18 protein-coding genes are annotated in these 18926 nt (G+C 64.7%); 2 read left to right on the top strand and 16 right to left on the bottom strand.

Annotated features, from left to right (window positions below; all coding sequences use genetic code 11):
• Positions 1-9 precede the first annotated feature (9 nt).
• Complete coding sequence (locus Q8O96_RS04365) at positions 10-1389, top strand: MATE family efflux transporter (protein ID WP_102879846.1); 1380 nt, start codon at positions 10-12, stop codon at positions 1387-1389.
• A complete protein-coding gene (locus tag Q8O96_RS04360) occupies positions 1389-2261 on the top strand; it encodes a glycosyltransferase family 2 protein (protein WP_250330425.1) in 873 nt (290 codons plus the stop codon). Before Q8O96_RS04365 ends, Q8O96_RS04360 begins: the two co-directional genes overlap by 1 nt.
• On the opposite strand, the gene Q8O96_RS04355 is transcribed toward Q8O96_RS04360, so the two are convergent.
• The 16 genes from Q8O96_RS04355 to Q8O96_RS04280 form a co-directional block, all read right to left on the bottom strand.
• Positions 2201-2962 (bottom strand): PIG-L deacetylase family protein, encoded by a 762-nt coding sequence (locus tag Q8O96_RS04355; protein WP_162884139.1) that lies wholly within the window; start codon positions 2960-2962, stop codon positions 2201-2203. The two genes, Q8O96_RS04360 and Q8O96_RS04355, sit on opposite strands and share 61 nt — an antisense overlap.
• Positions 2952-4058 (bottom strand): bis-aminopropyl spermidine synthase family protein, encoded by a 1107-nt coding sequence (locus Q8O96_RS04350; protein ID WP_162884138.1) that lies wholly within the window; start codon positions 4056-4058, stop codon positions 2952-2954. Before Q8O96_RS04350 ends, Q8O96_RS04355 begins: the two co-directional genes overlap by 11 nt.
• An 84-nt stretch (positions 4059-4142) precedes the next feature.
• On the bottom strand, positions 4143-5312 hold the full coding sequence (locus Q8O96_RS04345; RefSeq protein ID WP_102864346.1) for a hypothetical protein: 1170 nt from the start codon (positions 5310-5312) through the stop codon (positions 4143-4145).
• A gap of 54 nt (positions 5313-5366) precedes the next feature.
• A complete protein-coding gene (locus Q8O96_RS04340; protein ID WP_102864345.1) occupies positions 5367-6578 on the bottom strand; it encodes a hypothetical protein in 1212 nt (403 codons plus the stop codon).
• On the bottom strand, positions 6575-7378 hold the full coding sequence (locus tag Q8O96_RS04335) for an outer membrane lipoprotein-sorting protein (RefSeq protein ID WP_102864344.1): 804 nt from the start codon (positions 7376-7378) through the stop codon (positions 6575-6577). Before Q8O96_RS04335 ends, Q8O96_RS04340 begins: the two co-directional genes overlap by 4 nt.
• 31 nt (positions 7379-7409) lie before the next feature.
• On the bottom strand, positions 7410-9734 hold the full coding sequence (locus Q8O96_RS04330) for an RND family transporter (protein ID WP_102864343.1): 2325 nt from the start codon (positions 9732-9734) through the stop codon (positions 7410-7412).
• Positions 9734-10357, bottom strand: a complete 624-nt coding sequence (cysC, locus tag Q8O96_RS04325) for an adenylyl-sulfate kinase (protein WP_102864342.1) — start codon at positions 10355-10357, stop codon at positions 9734-9736. Before cysC ends, Q8O96_RS04330 begins: the two co-directional genes overlap by 1 nt.
• Before the next feature lie 17 nt (positions 10358-10374).
• A complete protein-coding gene (locus Q8O96_RS04320; protein ID WP_102864341.1) occupies positions 10375-10995 on the bottom strand; it encodes a sugar O-acetyltransferase in 621 nt (206 codons plus the stop codon).
• 24 nt (positions 10996-11019) lie between these two features.
• A complete protein-coding gene (locus Q8O96_RS04315; RefSeq protein WP_102864340.1) occupies positions 11020-11760 on the bottom strand; it encodes a class I SAM-dependent methyltransferase in 741 nt (246 codons plus the stop codon).
• A 103-nt stretch (positions 11761-11863) separates the two neighbouring features.
• Positions 11864-12217 carry a DUF1801 domain-containing protein gene (locus tag Q8O96_RS04310; RefSeq protein WP_102864585.1) on the bottom strand — a complete coding sequence of 118 codons (354 nt, stop codon included), beginning with the start codon at positions 12215-12217 and terminating at the stop codon, positions 11864-11866.
• Between the two features lie 42 nt (positions 12218-12259).
• Positions 12260-12652, bottom strand: coding sequence for a VOC family protein (locus tag Q8O96_RS04305; RefSeq protein ID WP_102864339.1), 393 nt, complete (start codon positions 12650-12652; stop codon positions 12260-12262).
• Positions 12653-12866: 214 nt separating this feature from the next.
• Complete coding sequence (locus Q8O96_RS04300) at positions 12867-16886, bottom strand: amino acid adenylation domain-containing protein (RefSeq protein WP_305948433.1); 4020 nt, start codon at positions 16884-16886, stop codon at positions 12867-12869.
• Between the two features lie 8 nt (positions 16887-16894).
• Positions 16895-17206: a phosphopantetheine-binding protein gene (locus Q8O96_RS04295; RefSeq protein ID WP_162884136.1), complete on the bottom strand. Its 312-nt coding sequence runs from the start codon at positions 17204-17206 to the stop codon at positions 16895-16897.
• The gene (locus tag Q8O96_RS04290; protein WP_102864336.1) at positions 17199-17633 is read right to left on the bottom strand and encodes a type II 3-dehydroquinate dehydratase; all 435 of its coding nucleotides are present in this window, start codon (positions 17631-17633) and stop codon (positions 17199-17201) included. Before Q8O96_RS04290 ends, Q8O96_RS04295 begins: the two co-directional genes overlap by 8 nt.
• Positions 17611-18282: an HAD-IA family hydrolase gene (locus tag Q8O96_RS04285; RefSeq protein WP_305948432.1), complete on the bottom strand. Its 672-nt coding sequence runs from the start codon at positions 18280-18282 to the stop codon at positions 17611-17613. The genes Q8O96_RS04290 and Q8O96_RS04285 overlap by 23 nt, the downstream gene beginning before the upstream one ends.
• Positions 18275-18919: a sulfotransferase gene (locus Q8O96_RS04280; protein WP_102864334.1), complete on the bottom strand. Its 645-nt coding sequence runs from the start codon at positions 18917-18919 to the stop codon at positions 18275-18277. The genes Q8O96_RS04285 and Q8O96_RS04280 overlap by 8 nt, the downstream gene beginning before the upstream one ends.
• Between the last annotated feature and the right edge of the window lie 7 nt (positions 18920-18926).

The following is an 18926-nucleotide window of genomic DNA, read 5'->3' as shown; positions in this document are numbered from 1 at the left end:
GCCACTCCCATGGCCAGTTCCACACCGCTCAAAGACAAGTTGCTGCAACTCTCCAAACTCTCGGGGCCGATCGTCGTGTCGCGCATCGGCTTCCTGTTGCTGTCCCTGGTGGACACCATCATGGTCGGGCGCTATGCCACCGAGTCGCTGGCTGCGATCTCCATCACCCACGCGATTGCCGACACCTACATGCTGATTGCCGCCGGGTTGCTGTTCGGCATCCTGGTCATGGGCTCGATCGCCATCGGCCAGCAGGACCCGCGCGCCGCCGGCCTGGCCGCCCAGCGCGGAGTGGTCCAGGCCCTCGGTCTCGGGCTGGCCTGCGCCCTGGCCAGTGTCGCCAGCCTGCCCTTGCTCGCGCGGTTCGGGGTGCAGGCGGAGCTGGCCGCGGCCATTGCCGAACTGATGGTCATCGTGGCGCTGGGGTTGCCGGCGATCCTGATCTACATCGCCTACTCGTTTTTCCTCGAAGGCATCTCTCGCCCCATGCCCGCCACCCTGGTCATCCTGGGCGGCAACCTGGTCAACGCGGTGCTGTGCTACGCCATGGTCTACGGCGAGTTCGGCCTGCCGGAAATGGGCGCCCTGGGCTCAGCCTGGTGCACCACCATTGTCCGGCTGTTAATGGCACTGGCGATCGTGCTGTATGTGCACCGGATCATGGCTGACCGTGACGATTTCGCGATCAACCAGCGTTTTCGCTGGGCCTGGCCGCAATGGCAGATGCAGCGCCGCATCGGTTACGGCGGCGGCTTGAGCTTCGGCATCGAAGCCCTGGCCTTCATGCTCATCGCGGTCATGGCCGCAGTGGCCTCGCCATTAATTGCCGCCGCCTGCGCGGTGCTGGTCAATATCCGCTCGATCCTGTTCATGATTCCCATGGGGGTCGGCTTTGCCACCTCGATCCAGGTGGGCATGGCCCACGGCAACCGCGACCTGCCGGACATCAAGCTGTCGACCCGCGCCGGGCTGCTGCTGGGGGTGTCCCTGAGCACCCTCTGCGCCCTGGTCCTGGCGGCCCTGCCGGAACCGTTGCTGGCGCAATACAGCCATGACTCGCAACTGCTGGCCGTGGCCCTGCCGAGCATGCTGCTACTGGCCCTGGCGCTGCCCTTCGATGCCTGGCAGGGAATCATGTCCAATGCCCTGCGCGGACGCGAAGACGCCATGGCCCCCACCCTGATCCATGCCATTGCCTACCTGCTGCTGATGGTGCCCCTGGGCTGGCTGCTGACCCTGCACTGGCAGCGCGGCCTCAATGGTCTGGTGGAAGCCATGCTGATCGGCAACCTGATCGCTGCGGTGCTCATGACCCAGCGTCACCACCAACTGAACCACCAGCCCGGCCAGGCTGGCCCTGCCAGCGACTTGCGCGACGAAGGTGCCTGATGCAGCTCTCCGTGATCATTCCGGTGCATGCCAAGGCCGAGCGCCTGCGCCTGACCCTGGCCAGCCTGCAGCGCCAACAGGCACGCTGTGAATTCGAGACCGTGATCGTCGCCGACGGCGCCCAGCCCGCCGTACTGGCCCTGGTCGAATCCTTGCCGGACGTACGGCTGCTCAGCTCGCCGGGCCTGGGGCGCGCAGCGGCGAGGAATCTTGGGGCCAGTGTCGCCAGGGGTGAGATCCTGCTGTTTCTCGACGATGACATCCTGGTCCAGGACGGTTTCTTCGAGGCCCACCTGCAGGCCCAGCAGACACACAGCGGCCTGGTACACGGCCGGCTGCGGGAACTGATTGCCCTGGGTCCGGTGAGCGATCCGGCCCTGGGCACCGTCGGCTGCCCACCGATCCTGGTGGAAGACTTGCTGGCCGGGCGCTGGACACCACAGAGCGCGCGGACCCTGGCCAATCCCCTGGAGCAGGCCGCAGAACATCCACGGGCCAGCCAGTGGCCATGGCTGGCCAGTGCCGGGGCGAACATCTCCCTGTCGCGCAGCGCCTGGCGCCAAGTAGGCGGGTTCGATGCGTCCTATGGCCGACGCTGGGGCATGGAAGACCTGGACCTGGGCTACCGCTTGTGGCGGGCCGGGGTCAGGCTGAGCCTGGAACCCCGCGCCTGCGGTTACCACATGTCCCATCACAATCCCCAGCGCTGGGAGGACCATCGGCATAACCTGCAACTGTTCCAGGCCCAGGCACCAATCGCCGAGGCCCTGGCCCTGGACGAACTGCTCTCGCCCACCGGCTCGGTGCAGCGCTACATCGCCCGGGTCGACCAGATCCGGCAGAACGCCGTGTCCCCCTGTACGCGGCAGTGACGCTGCAGGGCCTGGAGAAAACGGCCCTGACCGGCGAACAGCATCAGCACCTGGGAGCGGTAGCACAGCGCCGCCTCGCGCCACGCCGGCCAGGAACAGGCAATATCCCGGGCTTGCAGCTGCAGGCCCAAGGCCCGCACATGCCCCTGCAGCGCCTGCTGCGACAACTGCTCGGCATAGGGAAACTCACTGTAGAAATACACCCGGTTAGGCAGCTCGCGGGCCAGGCGATGGGTCAGGCAATGGTCGACATGCCCCCCGATGGCCAGCGGCGCGCAGACCACATCCTGCGGCCGTAGAAAACCTTGCAGCGCAGCCACCAGGGCAGCCTCCGGGGCTGGCCAGGAGGCCGGGGTGCTGTCCAGGAACAGCGACTGCAGGCTGGCATGCGCAAAACCTCCGCCCTGATCCAGACGCAATGCACCATCCGTTGCCTCCAGGTTCGAACAGCCGTAGCCGAGGACTGCGGCGGCACGCCGATCCTCGGCGCGACGTTGCCCGGGCGTGGAAAAACAGCGCCAGCGCTGCTCCGGCGCACGGGCCCGGGTCAGCCCCGCCGGGGCGTCGCCGGCAAACAGGCTCAACAGCTCAATCTCCTGCCGCGGCGCCCAGCGTGCCAGGCCGCTGCCCAGGGACCAGACCCCATCGTCCGGGTGCGGCGACAGCACCACCACCCGGCCATTGCCGGCCTCACTGGGCATTGGCGGTGCTGCCTGCGTACAACTGGCCCAAGCGCAGGAACCGGGAGATCTCCCGGTCATTGCGCTCCACCACCCGGCAGCGGCCCATCTTCAGGGGCGAGAGCTGGATGTCCGGGAAGTTGCGCATCTGCACCCAGGACAGGTGGGAAAAGGCCTGGTACAGCGCCTGCAGTTCACGCTCGCACGCCTGCACTCGCAACACCGGCGGCACCTCGGCCAGGCGTTGCGCGCTGGCGCTGAAGGCTTCCTCGAAGGCACTGCACACATGGGTTTCGGGACAGGGCACGCAGTAGTCCAGGTACAGACCAAAGCGCAGCAGCGCCTGATGCATCTCGACCTCCTGCCTGACCTGCTCCACTGACAGCACATCGTGACTGCCGAAGTTGAGGTAGCCGCTGCGCATGGCCGGTGGCGCCTTGAGTGCCTGCAAGGCGCGACAGACGAACATCAGCAAGCCTCCCAGGTCCTTGAAACCATTGACCGCAAAGCAGTCGAACTGCCCGACCAGGCTCTGGGGCAAGGGCTGGAAGACATCGTACTGAACCACCTCGATGTTATTGAAACCCTGCTGCGCCGCGACCCGGGCAATGGTCGCCAGCAACTGCGGGTCGATGTCCGCCACGACGATCCGTCGGCGATAACCATGTACCGCGAGGAACAGCGAGAACAACGCGTCATCCCCCAACAGCAACAGTGCCTCGTGATTCAAGTCGCCCAGGCTCTGCATGATCTTGTAACGACGGATCAAGGTTTCGTAGGTCTCGACGGACTGGCTGTACTGGCTCTGCTTGTCACTGATGAGATCGGTGAGGATCTCGCGAAAATGCGGGTTCAGGCGCAGGCTGTCGTCGCCCACCAGATGCAGGCCGCAGCCCGGCAGCGGAGTCTCATCCGGCCCCTCCCGGACAAAGCGCTGCGGCGAGCCTCCCGGCACCACGCGCAGCTGTCCCTCGGCCAGCAGTTGCGCCAGGCACCAGAGCACCTGCCGCACCGTCAGGCGCGACGACAGCAATTGATAGACCCGTTGGGGGGTGGCGAGTTTGGACAGCAGGTCGTCCAGTGCGGCGGGGTCCGCGGGTAAAGCGCTGGGCAGCATCGCCAGTCCTGTCTGTAGATCCGATCGAGTTGCCGCGAGTGTGCGCATGCAGCCTCCTGTATGCCTGGTTGAAGTGAGATGCCGTCAGAGCACGGCGTGCAGAATGTTCCCGGCACAACGGCCGTGAAAGAAGTTGACCCCGACTTCCAGGGTCGCGCCGCGCCGGTCGGAAAACCCCAGCCCGGTGCCGAACAACCCGCGCACCGCTTGGCCGCCCACCGTCAGTTCGTGGCTCTGCGGGTGCTTGCACAGGTTGCCGTCGCGCTGGTCCAGGCGCAGTTGACGGCCCTGGGCATCCAGCAGCCCGGGCAATCGGGGTCGGTAACCGGTGGCATTGATCAACAGCGCACCGCGGGCGAGCCAGGGTTGCGGATCGGTGGAGCCGATGTGCAAGACGACACTGGCGCGCGCGCCAGCCTCGATCTGCAGCAGGGTGTCCTGGGCGGCACCGCGCAAGCCGCAGAAGCGGTTGACCTCGCCACTGTCCTCATCCACCCGGTCCTGGGCCCCCAATGGCGCGGCAACCCGGGTCGAGGCCGCCCACAATGCCGGGCGGCGACGGCACAGGACCTGGATCGACCCCAGACCGAGCAGTCCGGTGAAACGCTCAAGCAGGTAGCCGACCACGGAAAAGGCGCTATGACTGCCCCCCAGCACCACCACTGGCCGCCCTTGCTCCAGGGTCTGGCGCAGGATCGGGTCAACCCGCCCCCGCAGCACCCGGTCGGAGCACAGCACCGAAGTGGCCGGCATCGCCTCCTGCGGTTGCAGGTCACGCACCCGGGCGCCACAGGCCAGCACCAGGTAACGGCTGGAACTGTTACCCCAGCCACCACTGACCGTGAAGCCATCCGCCTCGCATCGGACGTCCTCGACCCCGTGGGCAAAATGGATCGCCGCTCTGGGGTGAGCCTGACAGCGCTCGATGATCACCTGCGCCAGTTGACGCAGAAACGCCGAGACCTGCACCAGGGGCACTACCTGCTCCGGAACCTGCAGCCAGCGTTGGACCTGGGGTTGATCCAGGCACTGGGCAAACACCCCGTCGCGGCGAATGCCGCCAAGAAAATCGGCAATCGGCGAATTGGCTTCGATTTCGTAGCCCAGGCCATCCCACTGCTCCAGGGAGGCACTGCGCTCATGCACCTGCAACCCGCAGTCGAGCAATTGCTGCAAACGGCCATTGCGATCTGCAGTAATGAACAGACCCAGGGCCGCGGGCCCGAATCCGATGATCTGTAGCAAGGTATCCATGGCCTTATCCCTTTAAGCAATTGCATGGGATCGGCCCGGCGTGCGCCGGTACGATCAGAATGAATAGGAAAGCTCCAACGCCACGTGGGAATCGCTGGCCAGCGCATCCCAGACCACGTCGCTCGCGGAACTGTTGATCAGCGCCGCGCTGACACCGGCCCGCACTGCATCGCTGAGCCCCAGGTCGAGGGAGGCGCTGAGCATGTTGTTGCGCAGATCGGACGCCTGCGCGGTGTAGCCCAGGAACACCGAGGACAAATGGGCATCGTTGAGTTCCAGACGCGCCCCCAACAGGAACTTGCGATCAAAGATGCTCACCGGGGCCAGGGGCTGGTCACGGTCGTGGTGGTATTCACCGATCAGGCTCAGGTCGGCATCGCGCCAGGCCCGGTTAATCGCGTATTCGAGCCCCACCGACAGCTTGCGCGAGCTGTAGGCATTGTCGCTAACCCGCTGATCCAGGGCCTCGAGCTTGTACAACCATTGTTCCCTGACCCAGATCGCATCCAGCCCCCATTGCGTGACCTCGGTGTACTGGGCCACCAGGCTGTCACCTTCGGCGCGCAATGCCGGCGACCGATTGGTGCCCTTGAAGTAGCTCAGGCCGATGTCCAGGTCGGCCACCGAGACGAAATAACGCGCCGCCAGATCCAGGGAATCCGGATCGGCACCGTGGATGTACTCGGCCGCTGGCTGGACCCGGTAAGCGGCAAACCGCGCCGGCTCGCTGTAGAACTGCACCGGTTCGAAGCCGTCGAGCAGGTACAGGCTCAGATGCCCGGGCCCCAGGGTGCTGCCCAGCTTGATGGCTTTCTGCGAGAGCTTTTCTTCCGGTTGCAGACCGTCGAGGTTGTCGTAGGTGTTGATCACATCCACCAGTTGGCGGGTCTCCATGACACCCCAATGCTCCTTGATCCGCCCCACTTTCAGCTCACGGTTGTCCTGCTCGAGGAGCACGAACAGCTCATCCCAATAGAAACTCGGCCGCGGGTCCCTGGACCCGCTCTCCAGGTAGCGCGGGTTGACCACCAGGCGCAGGCGCAGGCTGTCCCAGCTCTGCAGGTACTGGTAGTCCAGGCCCAGTTGCGCGGTGCCGGACAGCTGCCCATCGTCGACGCCTTCGGCCGGCGATGAGCTGAAGAAGTAGCGCTTGAGCGCGATCTTCGCCGACAACCCCTGCTCCGCCTCGGCCTGCACCTGGGTGACGCTCCAGCACAGCCCCAGCATCAACGCCTGGAGCCTGCGGTGGACCTTGCCTGGATTCATTGCGTCAGGTTTCCAAGCCTTGCAGGTTCAAAAGCGTCCTCCCGGATGCCGGTGCGAAACTGCACGTCGGAACTGACCAGCACGGTTTGCCGACCGGTGATGTGATTGACCATGGTCATGTTCAGGGCACGCCAGTAGCGCCCCAGGAACAACTGGTAGTCACCCAGGGTCAGGGTCTTGAACTTGCTGCCCTTGCGGTCGTAGTACTCGGTCTTCATCTGCCGGTAGTCGGTCTTGTTGTACCAGACCCAGATCGACGAATAGCCCGAATACGGATACAGCGGCACCTGCTTGACCACCGCGCACTGGAAGTCGCCGCAGGGTTCGTCGCGCAACCATTGGTAGTCGTAGTTGCCGACTTCCATTGAGCCAATGTCCTCGTAGGAAAACTCGCTGCCCGAGAACGACCCGGAACGGTCGGCCGCCGCCACCCGTTTGACCCGCTTGAGGGCCGGCAGGTACAGCCAGACCTGATCGCCTTCCTTGATCTTGGAGTGGATCAGCACCCGGGAATTCTTGATGTTCTCCGGGGCCTCGAAGGTCAGCAGCACCTTGTCGCCCACCGCCGTGCTGGCGGTTTCGAAGCTGTTCATGCGCATGAAGCGGTCGGTGCTGGCGCCCTCCTTCTCCACCAGGGTCAGGCGGATTCTGGCACTGGTGTCCTGGTAGCCCAGGTCACTGTCGCGCCAGTGATGGGCGTATTGCTGCCCCAGTTCCTGCTCCGGGCTGGCCAGCGATGTCCCCTGGTACAGCAGTGCGCAGAGTGACAGGCAGACGCTCGATACGGCATTGCAGTTCATTGTCGATTCCTTCTCTGAATACGGGTCGGGTTCAGGCTTCGCGCGTGGCCAGTCGCGTGGCGGCGCGGCCCCACAGGAAGCGGTCAAAGGTCAGCAGCACCAGGGGCAGGCACAGAGCGTCGAAGATCAGTCCGAGGAAAATCGCGATGACTGCCAGCAGGCCGAAATCGGCGTTCATCGAAAACGGCGACAAGGTCATCACCATGAAGCCCGAGGCGAGAATCACCGCATTGGCGAACACCGACGGCAGCACATGCTGGTAGGTCAGGCGCAGTGCCTCTCGTGGCGGGTGGCCCTGCACCAGGCGCAGTTCCTTGTAGTGGCTCATGATGTGGATCGTGGCCTCGACGATCAGGCCGTAGACCACCACGCAGACATTGATCGCCGCGGTATTGATCTCACCGCGCCACAGGCCCCAGAGGCCGAACATGATGAAGAACGGAAAGACGTTGGGCAGGATGCTGATCAACCCCAGGCCGGCGTTGCGCAGGAACAGCGCGACCATCAGGGTGATGGTCACCAGTTCGAACAGCAGGCCATTGACCATGTACTCGATGCTGATGTGCGTGAGGTTGGCAAACACCACCGCCTCGCCGGTGCCCAGGCTCGGCACCAGCGCCGCACGATCGGCATGGGTCTGCCACCAGTCATCGGCCCGCTGCTTGATGTCGCGGATCTGCTGGGTGTCGAGCCGGCTCAGGGTCACCACCAGGCGCGTGGCCGACTTGTCGATGTTGATCTGGCTGCCCAGGTCGAGGCCGAACGGCAGTGACATTTCGTACACCAGCAGCATCTGTGCGGCCAACGCCGGGTCGCTGGGCAAGCGGTATTCCCCGGCCTGCCCGCCGTTCATGGTCTGGTTGAGCTTCTTCAGGGCATCACCGAGGGTGGTGACCGAATCGACTTCCGGCTGAGTCCTGAGCCACTGGGCGAAACGGTCCAGTTCGACGAGAAAGCCCGGATCGGAAATATCGCCCCTGGCCGAGGTGGCGACATATTCCAGGCGATAGATCCCGGACAGGTTGTCCATGGCGAACTCGGTGGCGTTGCGCACCGGGATGCTGGTGTCGAAGTTCTCCACGATCCGGTCATTGATCAGGTTGTTGCGCGCCGGCTCGATCGCCAGCACGAACAGCACCACAAACCCCAGCAGCCAAAGCTTCGGGTAGCGCAACAACGGCTCCATGTACAGCGAATAGCGCCGGCTGGCGGCCCCCTCAAGCGGCTTGAGCCGCAGCAGCGGGATCAGCACCGCGGCCACCGAAATGGTCACCAGCAACGCCATGACCGCACCGATGGCCGCCAGCACCCCGAACTCCTTGTAGGGCGGCGACGCGGCGAACACCAGGCTATAGAAACCCACGGCATTGGTCGCCGTGCCAATGGCAATCGGCTTGATGGTGTCCTTGATCGCCGCGCAGGCCAGGTCCACCCGGCGCTGGCCATACTCAGCGCTCATCTGCCGCGCGGCGGACAGCACGTGCATGATCTCCGCCACCGAGGTCGCCAGAACAATGGTCGGTAGCAGGCCGGTCAAGGCCGTCGCCTCAAAGCCCAGCCAGCCGCTGGCGCCCAGGGTCGCGGCGGTGGCCATGCTGATGGCGATCAGCACCACCAGCAGGGCGCCAAGACTGCGCAGCATCAGCACGCTCACCAGCAGAATGATCAGGTACATCAACGGCGTGAGCACCGCCATGTCTTGCTGCGCCGCTGCCGGATAGGCCGCCTCCACGGCCGCCAGCCCGGTCAGGTGCACCTGCAGTTGCGGGTTCTTGCGGGCAAAGTCATCCAGCAGGCGCTGGCCTTCGGCGGTGGCGGCCAGCGCCGCATCCAGGGTCTGTGGCGGAAACTGCAGGGTGACCAGCACCCCCAGCGTCTGGCCATCGCTGGACACCAGGCGCTTGACCAGTTCGATGTCATTGCGTCCCAGGCGCTCCATCAACTCGATGTGGGACGGCGTCAGGTCCGTGGGCTCGCGTACCAGGGCCTCGACATGCACCGTGTCGCCTTCGGCGAACACATGCTGGAAGTTGGTTACCGAGTCCACCCGATAAGCGTGGGGAATGTGCCAGGCCTGTTGCGTCAGCTCATGCAACTGCTCCAGGTACTCCCGGGTAAACACCGTGCCCTTGGGGTTCTTGATCACGAACAGCAGGGTGTCGGACTTGCCAAACTGCCGGTGCAAGGCGTCCAGTTGCTCGACGGTTTTTTCGCCCTCGGGAAAAAACGCCCGGTAGTCGGCGGCGAAGCGGATCGAGGTCATCCCCCAGGACAACCCCGCGACCAGCACCAGCACCAGGGCAAACAGCCAGAAACGGTAACGCTTGAGCACGCGCTCGAAGGTCGAAGTGGCCATCAATGATGTCCTCCACCGATGCGCCCAATGACTTCCAGCAACTGCCCGACGCCGTCGTCGACACTGCGCCCTGCCGTCTCGATCAGGCACTCGCAGGCCGTCGGCGGCTGGTAGGCACTGTCAATCCCGGTGAACTCCGGCAGCAGGCCACTGCGGGCCCTGGCATACAGGCCCTTGGGGTCGCGCGCTTCGCACAAGGCCAGAGCAGTGGCGACGTGCACCTCGATGAACGACGGCGCGGCAAACAACGCCCGCGCCCGCTCGCGGTCTTCAATGAATGGCGAAATCGCACTGACCAGGACGATGTAGCCACTGTCGTAGAACAGCCGGGCAACCTCCCCCAGGCGGCGGATATTCTCCTTGCGGTCGGCGGCGCTGAATTTCAGATCGCTGTTCAACCCGCCACGCAGGTCGTCGCCATCCAGGACCCGCACTCGTGCGCCCAACTGCCCGAGCCGCGCTTCCAGGGCCCTGGCCAGGGTCGACTTGCCGGCCCCCGAAAGGCCGGTGAACCACACACACAACGGTCCATGGACGAACCGGCCGGCCGCCTCGCCGAGGGAGGCGATAGCGCCGGTGTGGCCCTTGCCTGTGTCATCGATATTCACTGTCACGTCTCTCATAAACAGATCCAGTAGGTTCACTCGTACACCGAGCGGATGATTCGGCAGGGATTACCTGCCGCCAGTACCCCGGCCGGGATCGAGCGTGTCACCACGCTGCCGGCGCCGATGACGCTGCCATCGCCGACCTCCACCCCGCCCAACAGCACCGCCCCCGCGCCGATCCACACATCGTTGCCCAGCACAATCGGTGCCGCCCGCTGCACGCACTTGAGGCGAGCGTCGATGCGCACCGTACGTGCCCGGGGGTCCAGGGGGTGGGCGGTGGTCATCAGCTGTACGCCGGGCGAGAGGTAGGTGCGATCGCCGATGAGGATCCGGTTTGCGTCCAGAAAGGTGCAGTTCATGTTGATAAACACCTCATCGCCAATCTCGATATGCACCCCGTAATCACAATAAAAGTTGGGTTCTATCCAACTGTTCAGGCCCACTCGCTTGAGTAACTTCGCCAGCAGGGCCTGCTGCTCCTTGAACGCCAGAACAGAGCAATCGTTAAAGCGTCGTTGCAATGCCTGGGAGCGAAAACGCATGCGCGCAAGTTCCAGATCAGGCGTACAGAACCACTCTCCCGCGAGCATCAACTCGCGGGCCGAACGACTTTCGTCGATCACAATGCGTGGTGATTGAGAAACGTCCATGTCCAACTCCGAAGTTCTGGAAAGTCAGGCCTGGGGCAACTTTTCATAGGTCGATATATGTTTGAACGAGCCCTCGACGAAAGGCGTCTTGTCCCAACTTGACCAGCGCTGCACCAGGCGCATGCCCGCCAGCTCGGCCATCAGGTCCAGTTCCGCCGGCCAGGCATAGCGCAGCTCCACCGGAATCACTTTCACCCCTTGCTCCTGCATGCGGATAAAGCGGCAGCTGACCCGCTGCGCGACGGCATCCAGGCGCGAAGCTTCCAGCAGCACTTCGTTGCGCTCCAGGCCGCCGACATAGACCGGCTGGTCCTTGCCGTAGCGCGACAGGTCCGGATAAAAGGTCTCGATCACCAGGCGTCCATGGTCCTTGAGCAAGGCGCTGGTGGCCTTGAAGCAACTGACCTGGGCGGCCTGGGACAGCAGCAGGAACAATGAACTGAAGGTGCAGAAGGCCAGGCTGAACGGACCGCCCCCGACCCCTTCCAGGGTGGCGAAATCCGCCTCGGTCAGGGGAATGCCGGCCGCACCGGGCTTGGCCCGCAGCTTCTCCAGCATCGACGGTGATGCATCGACGCCATGCACCTGCACACCGCGTGCATGCATCGGCAAGGCGAAACGCCCGGTGCCGATCCCCAGCTCCAGCACCGGCTCGCGGGTGCCGGCCATTGCCACCAGGACCTCGATGGCATTGGCCGGAGCCTCGCCGTACAGGTCGTCATAGATATCGGCCAGGGTTTCGCCGTAAGTGCTGGCATCGTTCATGTGCTCATTCCACTCTGTGGTTTTTTCAGGGCAATAAGGTCCCGTGCGGGGGATATGATCCCCCGCAGGAAACAACCGTTAGTTAGGTGTTCAGTTCAAAAGACTATTGAGTGATTGCTTGCCTTACATAATCAGCAAGATGCTTCTTTTGAACATCCGATACAGCAAACAACTTGATATGCCTGCGAAACTTTCCAGAGCCTTCGAGCACCCCGTGCGGGTCTTCGAACAGATAGCCCTGACCAAACTCCACCGATACATGGTCGGTATAGGCATAGACCCCGCAGAACGGCGCTGCACGGGAAAACATGATGCCCCCGTACTTGACCATTTCCTCGACGCCGCCGCAGGTTTCCTCCACCACCTGGCGCACACGCTGGACGATGTCCAGCAAGGCTCCGTGGGTGCTGCCGATGTCCTCGAGCAACGCCAGGACCGCATCCTCGGTTTTAACCATGACCGCGTACTCCCTGGCAGCCCGCAACCTCAAGCCCGGTGCTCACTGGCCCACCGGAGTGCACAACTCGACCAGGGTTCCGGCCGGGCAACGCACATAGGAAACCACCTGCCCCCAAGGCTTGTGCTGAATAGCCGCGTGCTCGGTGGCGCCGGCGGCCAGGGCCTTGGCATGGGCCTTGGGCACATCATCGGTGACCAGGGCGATCTCGATGCCCAGAGGTTTGTGCTGAGGGCTGCAGAACTGGTAGCCGCCTTCACAATTGGAGTCCGCCAGGCCGCGGCTGGCGAAGGCCAGGGTCGTGGCGCCACTGTCGAGTTCACCGTAATCACCGGACTCGTCGAGGAAACGACGGGAGAAACCGAAGGCGTCCTCGAAGAAACGGATCGAGGCTTCAACATCGGGAACATAAACAATCGTGTATCCAAACTTCACAGTGTCACTCCTTTAATTACCCTGTTTATGAGGCTCCTGGCGCCTGGGTGGCAGCCTTGGAGCCGAGGCGAATTTTCCCGGTTAGCGGGGCGATCCGCCAGTGCAGAATCAGCCTGGAACAGCACTTTCAGACACTCCACATCATGGCCCGCAGCCACTAGTGAGCCGCCTGCCGGGGTGGCCACTGGGCGCGCACGCCTGTGTTCACCAGCGTTCATGTCCCTGCCTGGCGGTCATCCGCCGCGCTGACTTCGCGCACCGCCGCCGCCAGGCTCAGCAAAATCTGCTCCAGGGCCGCCCCGGAAAGAATGCTGTAGTGGTCACCAGCCAGGGTCAGGCAATGGGCATCCCGGTCCTGTCCGGCCAAGGGACGCAGCCCGCTGGACGGCTGCTCGACGCTGGCCTGCAGGTGCCAGGTCGGGCAAGCCGGCGCTCGGTAGCGATAATCGAGCAAGGCGGCGTAGTGCCGACAGAACAAGGCAAAGCGTTCCTGGGTGGCGCTCTCGCAGACTTCGGCTACCGCCTGGCCCGTGGCCTGGATCTGGGCGCAATGCTCCAGGTCGTCCTGAAACAGTTGCTGCAACAGGCTCGGCGGCAATTGCACCACGCTGTCCAGCGGCGCGCCCGCATCGAGGGTCACCAGCGCCAGTTGCTGACGGCCGCGGTCACTGAGCAAGCGGGCCATTTCCACCGCCAGCACGCCACCGAACGACCAACCGGCCAGCACCACCGGACGTGCTGCCTGCAGGCTGTCCTGCAATTGCTCCAGGTACTCCAGAGCCTGATCCTCAAGCGTATCGAAACGCTGGCCGGCGTCGGCACACAGGCCAATCACCTGGAAGTCCTCGCGGGTGGCACGAATCATCGGCCAATAGCACGACAACGCCCCGCCCACCGGGTGCACCAGCACCAGCAAGGGTTGCGGCTCACCGCTGCCGGCGCAGAAATCCACCCGGTTGCGGTGCCGCCGGCCCGTGCCCTGCACATGCCCGAGCAAGGCACTGACCGAGGGATAGGCGTAGATGTCCGCCAGGCTCAGGTCCAGCCCCAGCTCAGTGTTCAACCCCAACAGAATATGCACCGCGTGCAGTGACGAGGCGCCCATGTCGAACCATGAATCAGCCGCGCCACGTACCGCCGGCAACACCCGCTGGACGCAGCTCAGCAGCAGTTCCTGCCGAGCCGAGAAGCCCACCTCCTGCACCGGCTCGCCGGGCTCGCAAAGCCCTGGCAGCAAGGCCACCAGCGCCCCCCGATCCACCTTGCCGTTGGCGCTCAGCGGCATCTGCGCCAGCGCGAACAACTGCACCGGCAGCATGTAGGGATTGAGGTACTGCGCCGCGAAGGCCAGCAACTGCGGGCCACTGGGTGCCGGCTGACCGGCGACGAAAAACCCGTACAAGGCCCCGGCAGCGTCTACACACACCGCCACCTGTTCAACCCCGGGGGCGCGTCCCAGCACCGCATCGATCTCCGCCAGTTCCACACGCATGCCATTGAGCTTGACCTGCAAGTCCTCGCGGCCGAGAAACTCGATCTCCCCGTCCATTCGCAGCCGTCCCATGTCACCGGTGCGGTAGACCCGCTGCTGCAACCCGGGCTCGATGAAGAAGGCCTGCTCGGTCCGTTGCCGATCATGGATGTAGCCCGCTGCCAGGCCGTCGCCGGCGATGTACAGCATGCCCTTGACCCCAGGCGGGCAACGCCGGCCCAGCGCGTCGAGAATGTAGAACCGCTGGTTGCTCAGCGGTCGGCCATAGGGAATGCTCGGCCACTCGGGGTGCACTTGCTGGACCTCGAAGCAGTTGGACCAGATGGCCGCCTCGGTGGCGCCCCCCAAGGCCACGAAGCGCGAACCCGGTGTAAGCTCCCGCAGGCGCTCGGGCAACCCCAGGGCGATCCAGTCGCCGCTGGCCATCCACAGGCGCACACTCGCCGCCGGCGTCGGCAGGCCCACCGCCCTGGCGTAGCCCAGGGCCATTTCCATGATCGCCGGGACCGAGTTCCAGACAGTCGCCCCATGGGTCCGTGCCGCGTCGAGCCAGGCCTGGGGCTCGGCCCGCTCGCCATTGGCCGGCAGGATCAGCGCACAGCCGCACAATGCCGGCATGAACAGGTCGAACACCGACAGGTCGAAGCTGAACTCACTGACCCCCAGCAGCCGGTCCTGGGCGTCGATGGCAAAGCGCTCGCGACAGTCCAGCAGGGTATTGAACGCGGCGCGATGGCTGACCGCTACCCCCTTGGGCGTGCCCGTGGTGCCGGAGGTGAACATCAGGTAGGCCAGGGAACTGTCCACCGCCGGATAAGCCGGTGCGATAGCGGCGCCCTGCGCCTCCGGCGACGCCAGCCAGTGCCGGTAGTCGAGCGACCAGTTCACCGGCGATGCGAGCACCGCCGCGATGTCCGCAGCATCGTCTCCCAGCACCGTGGTGGCCGCTGCCTGGGTGATGATCGAATGCACCCGGCGCACCGGAGAACTCTTGCTCACCGGAACATAGGTCGCCCCGGCCATCAGTACCGCGTAGATCGCCACCACATTGGCGCTGTCCCGACTGCCGCGCACCACCACATGGTCACTGGGCCCCACGCCGTTTTCATTCAGGTGGCTGGCCAGACGACTGGCCAGGCGCAACAGCTCGGCAAAACTCAGACTGCTGCCAGCGCTCAACAGCGCCGGCGCATCCGGGCGCAGCGCCGCTTGCCTGGACAGGCCCTGATGCAGAGCCTGCCGAGGCAGCGGCCGCGTGCAGTGATTGAAGGCATCGACCCGGGCCAGCAGTGACTCAGGCAAGGCCAGCTCGGTCAGCTCCCAGGTCGACGGCTGGTTGGCCAGGCGCTCCAGGGCGCCATGAAAATGCTCGAAGGCCTGGGCGACAAGCCCGGGCTCGAACAAGCCCTCGCGCTCGTCCCAGGACAGGCACAGGCCCGCCTCGCTTGCGAAGGCCTGGGCGTCGATCCAGATCTGCGGCGTCATCATCGCGTGATCGGTCTGTTGCAGCGGTGGCGCCGGCAGGTCCATTTCCAGCAACGAGGAAAACACATAAGGCATCGGCGGCTCGCTGCTGTCGAGACGCTGGTCGTGTTCGCGAATCCATTCGCGGACCACTGACACGCCATCGTAGGCGGCATGCTGCAGCGCACCGTACAGGTCCTGCTGGACTCGCTGGGCGCAGGCGGCAAAGGCCAGGGGTTGGGATGGCAGATCGAGCAGCAGGGTATCGGCGAAATTGCCGATGGTGCGGGCGAACTCCGGCCCCAGCAGCGTCCGGGTGCTGTACATGACGCTGCAGGTCACCGTGGTCCTGCCCGACCAGCGTGCCAGGGTCTGCAGATACACCGTCAGCAGGACCGCATTGAGCGACACCCGGTGATGCCGTGCCGCCGCACTCAGCGCCTGCTGCAGCGCCGGCGTCAGGACCACCCGATGCTCGATGAAGCGCGCCGGTGTTGCACTCGCCTGCCGACGCCGAGCCAGCGGCAGGTCCGGACCCGCAGCCAGTTGGGGAATCTTTTGCAGCCAGTAGTGCCGGGCCTTGAAACGCGCCAGGCGTTGGGCCCGGCTCCACGCCGCGACTTGCGCCGGGGCATAGCCCTGCGCTTGCAGAGGACTGTCTCCGGCGACCAGTGCCAGCAAGTCACCGATAAAAATCTGCACCGCCGGGGCATCGAACAGCGCCAGCCGATAGACCACATGCAAACAGCGCTCATGGGGACCTGCCACCAGCACCAGGCGAAACAGCGGCTGCTCCGCGGTCAACGGCGCAATCGGCATGGCGCTGTTCGCCAGGGCCGTGCAACGCCGTGGGTCCGTCCCCTCTGCAGCGACCTGCTGCTCGACCATCAGCTGCGGCGCGACCAGCGGCTTGAAGCGCGGGGCCTGGGCGTCCAGGGTGTAGGCCAGGATCGGGTGCAAGACCAGCAGGCGGGGCAATGCCGCTTGCAATTGCGCGGCCGTGGGCACCGCGCCGGCATAGACCAGGTGCAGATAGGCAGCACTGCCCTGGCTGAAAGCCGAATGCTCACCCAGCCAGTAGGCCTGGCGCAGCCCGCCAAGGTGAGACGCCAGTGGGTCCGTTGGGGCCAGGTACGCCAGCAGGCGACTCCTCTCATGACCCACTAAATGGCGGATATCTTCAGGCAGTCCGTCTGCGCCGCAGTAGTAGCGCAGGCGCCCGCCATCTTCATAGAGGTGCACACCGCGCTGCTCCCAATGCTCGATCAATGTCGCCATCGCCTGGCTCATAGTTCGCCCTCGCAGATTGCCCCGGCACGCCGGCCGGCCGCCCCCTGCAGCACGGCGGCAACAAACTCGCCGAGGGTCGCGGTGCCGACGATCAGGGTCAGGTCAATCCCGTCCTCGCCGCACAGTTGCGGATGCAGTTGTTCGAGCAGTGCACACAGTTGCAGGGCCTGCAACGAGCTGCCCCCGATGGCGAAGAAGTTCTGCCCGGCATGCAACTGCTCCTGCGCCACCTTCAGCAAACGGGCGCAGAGGCCCAGCACGTCGTCCATCACCTGAGTCTGCAGCGGTACCGCCGTTGCACTACACATGGCGGGCTCCCACCAGTGCCGCGGCGGCCAGGGCATAGCCATCAGTGCCCAGACCGGCAATGAAGCCGTGGCACAGGGGCGCCAGCAACGAACTGTGACGGAAGCTCTCGCGGGCAAACAGGTTGGAAATGTGCACCTCCATCCAGCGCCCCGGGTAGTCCTGCAAGGCATCGCGCAAGGCCCAGCCGGACATCATCAGCGCCCCCGGATTGATGATCATCGCCTCGGCCTGATGCTGGCTCTCGATGAAGTCGATCAACTCGCCCTCATGGTTGCTTTGTCGGGCCAGCACCGTCCAGCCACGGGAGGCGGCGACCGCGGTGACCTCAGCGGTGATCTGGTCCAGGGTCTTGGTGCCATAGACCTGCGGTTCGCGCAGCCCCAGGCGCCCCAGGTTGGGGCCGTTAAGCAGGAGTAATGTCGGCATGGCGAGCCACCTCCAGCAAGGCCAGGATCTGGCCTGGCGCAGTCAGTTGATAGGTGCAGGGATAGCGCCGGATCTCCTCGCCGGGATGATCCCAGAGCGCCAGCGCGGTCTGCATGCCCGACGCCTGGCCGCACTGCAGGTCAGCCAGGGCATCGCCCACGAACAGGCAGCTCGCCGGGTCCAGATGCAACTGTTCGACAATCATCCGGGCCATGTCCGGCGCCGGCTTGGGATTGGCCACGTCGTCGCTGCCGACGATGCAGGAGAAATACTTCAGCAGGCCCAGGTACTCGAGAATCGCCACCGTGCGCCCATGGTCCTTGCCCGTGGCGATCGCCATGGGAATGCCCCTGGCATGCAAGCTCGCCAAGAGTCCCCCGACGCCTTCGAACACGCGGATGCGCTGCATTCGCGCGTTGCTTTCACGCATGAACACCGGGTGCATCTGCGCCGGCAGCCCCATGATCTTCATGATCTGCACAAAGCTGCGTCCCAGGTGCTTGCAGTACTCGCTGAACGGTGGTGGCTCGACGTCCGCCCCTACCACCTGGGCATGGGCCGCGTGGTAGGCCTCGCGAATCACTTGCTTGCTGTCGATCAAGGTTCCGTCGAGGTCGAAGATGACTGCACGGATGGGCAATTCAGACATGGCTCGCAGCCTCCATCGCCGCTTGATGATTCAGACCTCGATCCACGGTGGCCGCCATCGACTGCACCGCCAGGGGCAAGGGTGAGAGGAATGCCGCAACCCGGGTGAATTCGCCGTCAGGGTCTTGCAGCACCCGTTGATAATCCAGTTCCAGCAGTTGCATGTTCGGCCGCGAACGGACCCATGCCAGCACCTGGGCCACATGCTCGCGATACAGCCGCGCCAGTTCCTCGACCTCCTGCCCTCCCCAGACCTGACCGCTGTGGTGCTCGGCCATGTCTCGCTGGGAACGGATCACCGCATCGATATCACGGTGCATGAACAACACCCGATACCCGTGGGTCGCTGGCAGGTGCTGGAGAAAGCGCGACACCAGCTTGACCGCACGGCCGCGGGCCTGGTCCATCCACCCCAGGTAGCCGTCGCGGGACTTGACCGCTTCCCATTCGAAATAGCCATGGGGATTGCGTTCATCGCCCTGGCGCAGGTTGTCAGTCAGCGGCGCCAGGCCGGCACTGGCCAGGGCACGCATCATCATAGAGGTGCCGCTGCGCGGCAGCCCGGAGACCACGGACACGAAGCCGCCATCGCCAGCAACGCAGTCCGGTACATTCATGCATTCATATTGCTTAAGCATCCCAGCT

The sequence above is a fragment of the Pseudomonas sp. LPH60 genome (genome assembly GCF_030718165.1).
Classification (GTDB): Bacteria; Pseudomonadota; Gammaproteobacteria; order Pseudomonadales; family Pseudomonadaceae; genus Aquipseudomonas; species Aquipseudomonas danubii.
This window is presented reverse-complemented; position numbering and strand designations above follow the sequence as displayed.

Excerpts from the sequence above, each read along its gene's own strand:
- Q8O96_RS04365 (WP_102879846.1), top strand. The coding sequence starts at position 10 with ATGGCCAGTTCCACACCGCTCAAAGACAAGTTGCTGCAACTCTCCAAA.
- Q8O96_RS04360 (WP_250330425.1), top strand. The coding sequence starts at position 1,389 with ATGCAGCTCTCCGTGATCATTCCGGTGCATGCCAAGGCCGAGCGCCTG.
- Q8O96_RS04355 (WP_162884139.1), bottom strand. The coding sequence starts at position 2,962 with ATGCCCAGTGAGGCCGGCAATGGCCGGGTGGTGGTGCTGTCGCCGCAC.
- Q8O96_RS04350 (WP_162884138.1), bottom strand. The coding sequence starts at position 4,058 with ATGCTGCCCAGCGCTTTACCCGCGGACCCCGCCGCACTGGACGACCTG.
- Q8O96_RS04345 (WP_102864346.1), bottom strand. The coding sequence starts at position 5,312 with ATGGATACCTTGCTACAGATCATCGGATTCGGGCCCGCGGCCCTGGGT.
- Q8O96_RS04340 (WP_102864345.1), bottom strand. The coding sequence starts at position 6,578 with ATGAATCCAGGCAAGGTCCACCGCAGGCTCCAGGCGTTGATGCTGGGG.
- Q8O96_RS04335 (WP_102864344.1), bottom strand. The coding sequence starts at position 7,378 with ATGAACTGCAATGCCGTATCGAGCGTCTGCCTGTCACTCTGCGCACTG.
- Q8O96_RS04330 (WP_102864343.1), bottom strand. The coding sequence starts at position 9,734 with ATGGCCACTTCGACCTTCGAGCGCGTGCTCAAGCGTTACCGTTTCTGG.
- cysC (WP_102864342.1), bottom strand. The coding sequence starts at position 10,357 with ATGAGAGACGTGACAGTGAATATCGATGACACAGGCAAGGGCCACACC.
- Q8O96_RS04320 (WP_102864341.1), bottom strand. The coding sequence starts at position 10,995 with ATGGACGTTTCTCAATCACCACGCATTGTGATCGACGAAAGTCGTTCG.
- Q8O96_RS04315 (WP_102864340.1), bottom strand. The coding sequence starts at position 11,760 with ATGAACGATGCCAGCACTTACGGCGAAACCCTGGCCGATATCTATGAC.
- Q8O96_RS04310 (WP_102864585.1), bottom strand. The coding sequence starts at position 12,217 with ATGGTTAAAACCGAGGATGCGGTCCTGGCGTTGCTCGAGGACATCGGC.
- Q8O96_RS04300 (WP_305948433.1), bottom strand. The coding sequence starts at position 16,886 with ATGGCGACATTGATCGAGCATTGGGAGCAGCGCGGTGTGCACCTCTAT.
- Q8O96_RS04295 (WP_162884136.1), bottom strand. The coding sequence starts at position 17,206 with ATGTGTAGTGCAACGGCGGTACCGCTGCAGACTCAGGTGATGGACGAC.
- Q8O96_RS04290 (WP_102864336.1), bottom strand. The coding sequence starts at position 17,633 with ATGCCGACATTACTCCTGCTTAACGGCCCCAACCTGGGGCGCCTGGGG.
- Q8O96_RS04285 (WP_305948432.1), bottom strand. The coding sequence starts at position 18,282 with ATGTCTGAATTGCCCATCCGTGCAGTCATCTTCGACCTCGACGGAACC.
- Q8O96_RS04280 (WP_102864334.1), bottom strand. The coding sequence starts at position 18,919 with ATGCTTAAGCAATATGAATGCATGAATGTACCGGACTGCGTTGCTGGC.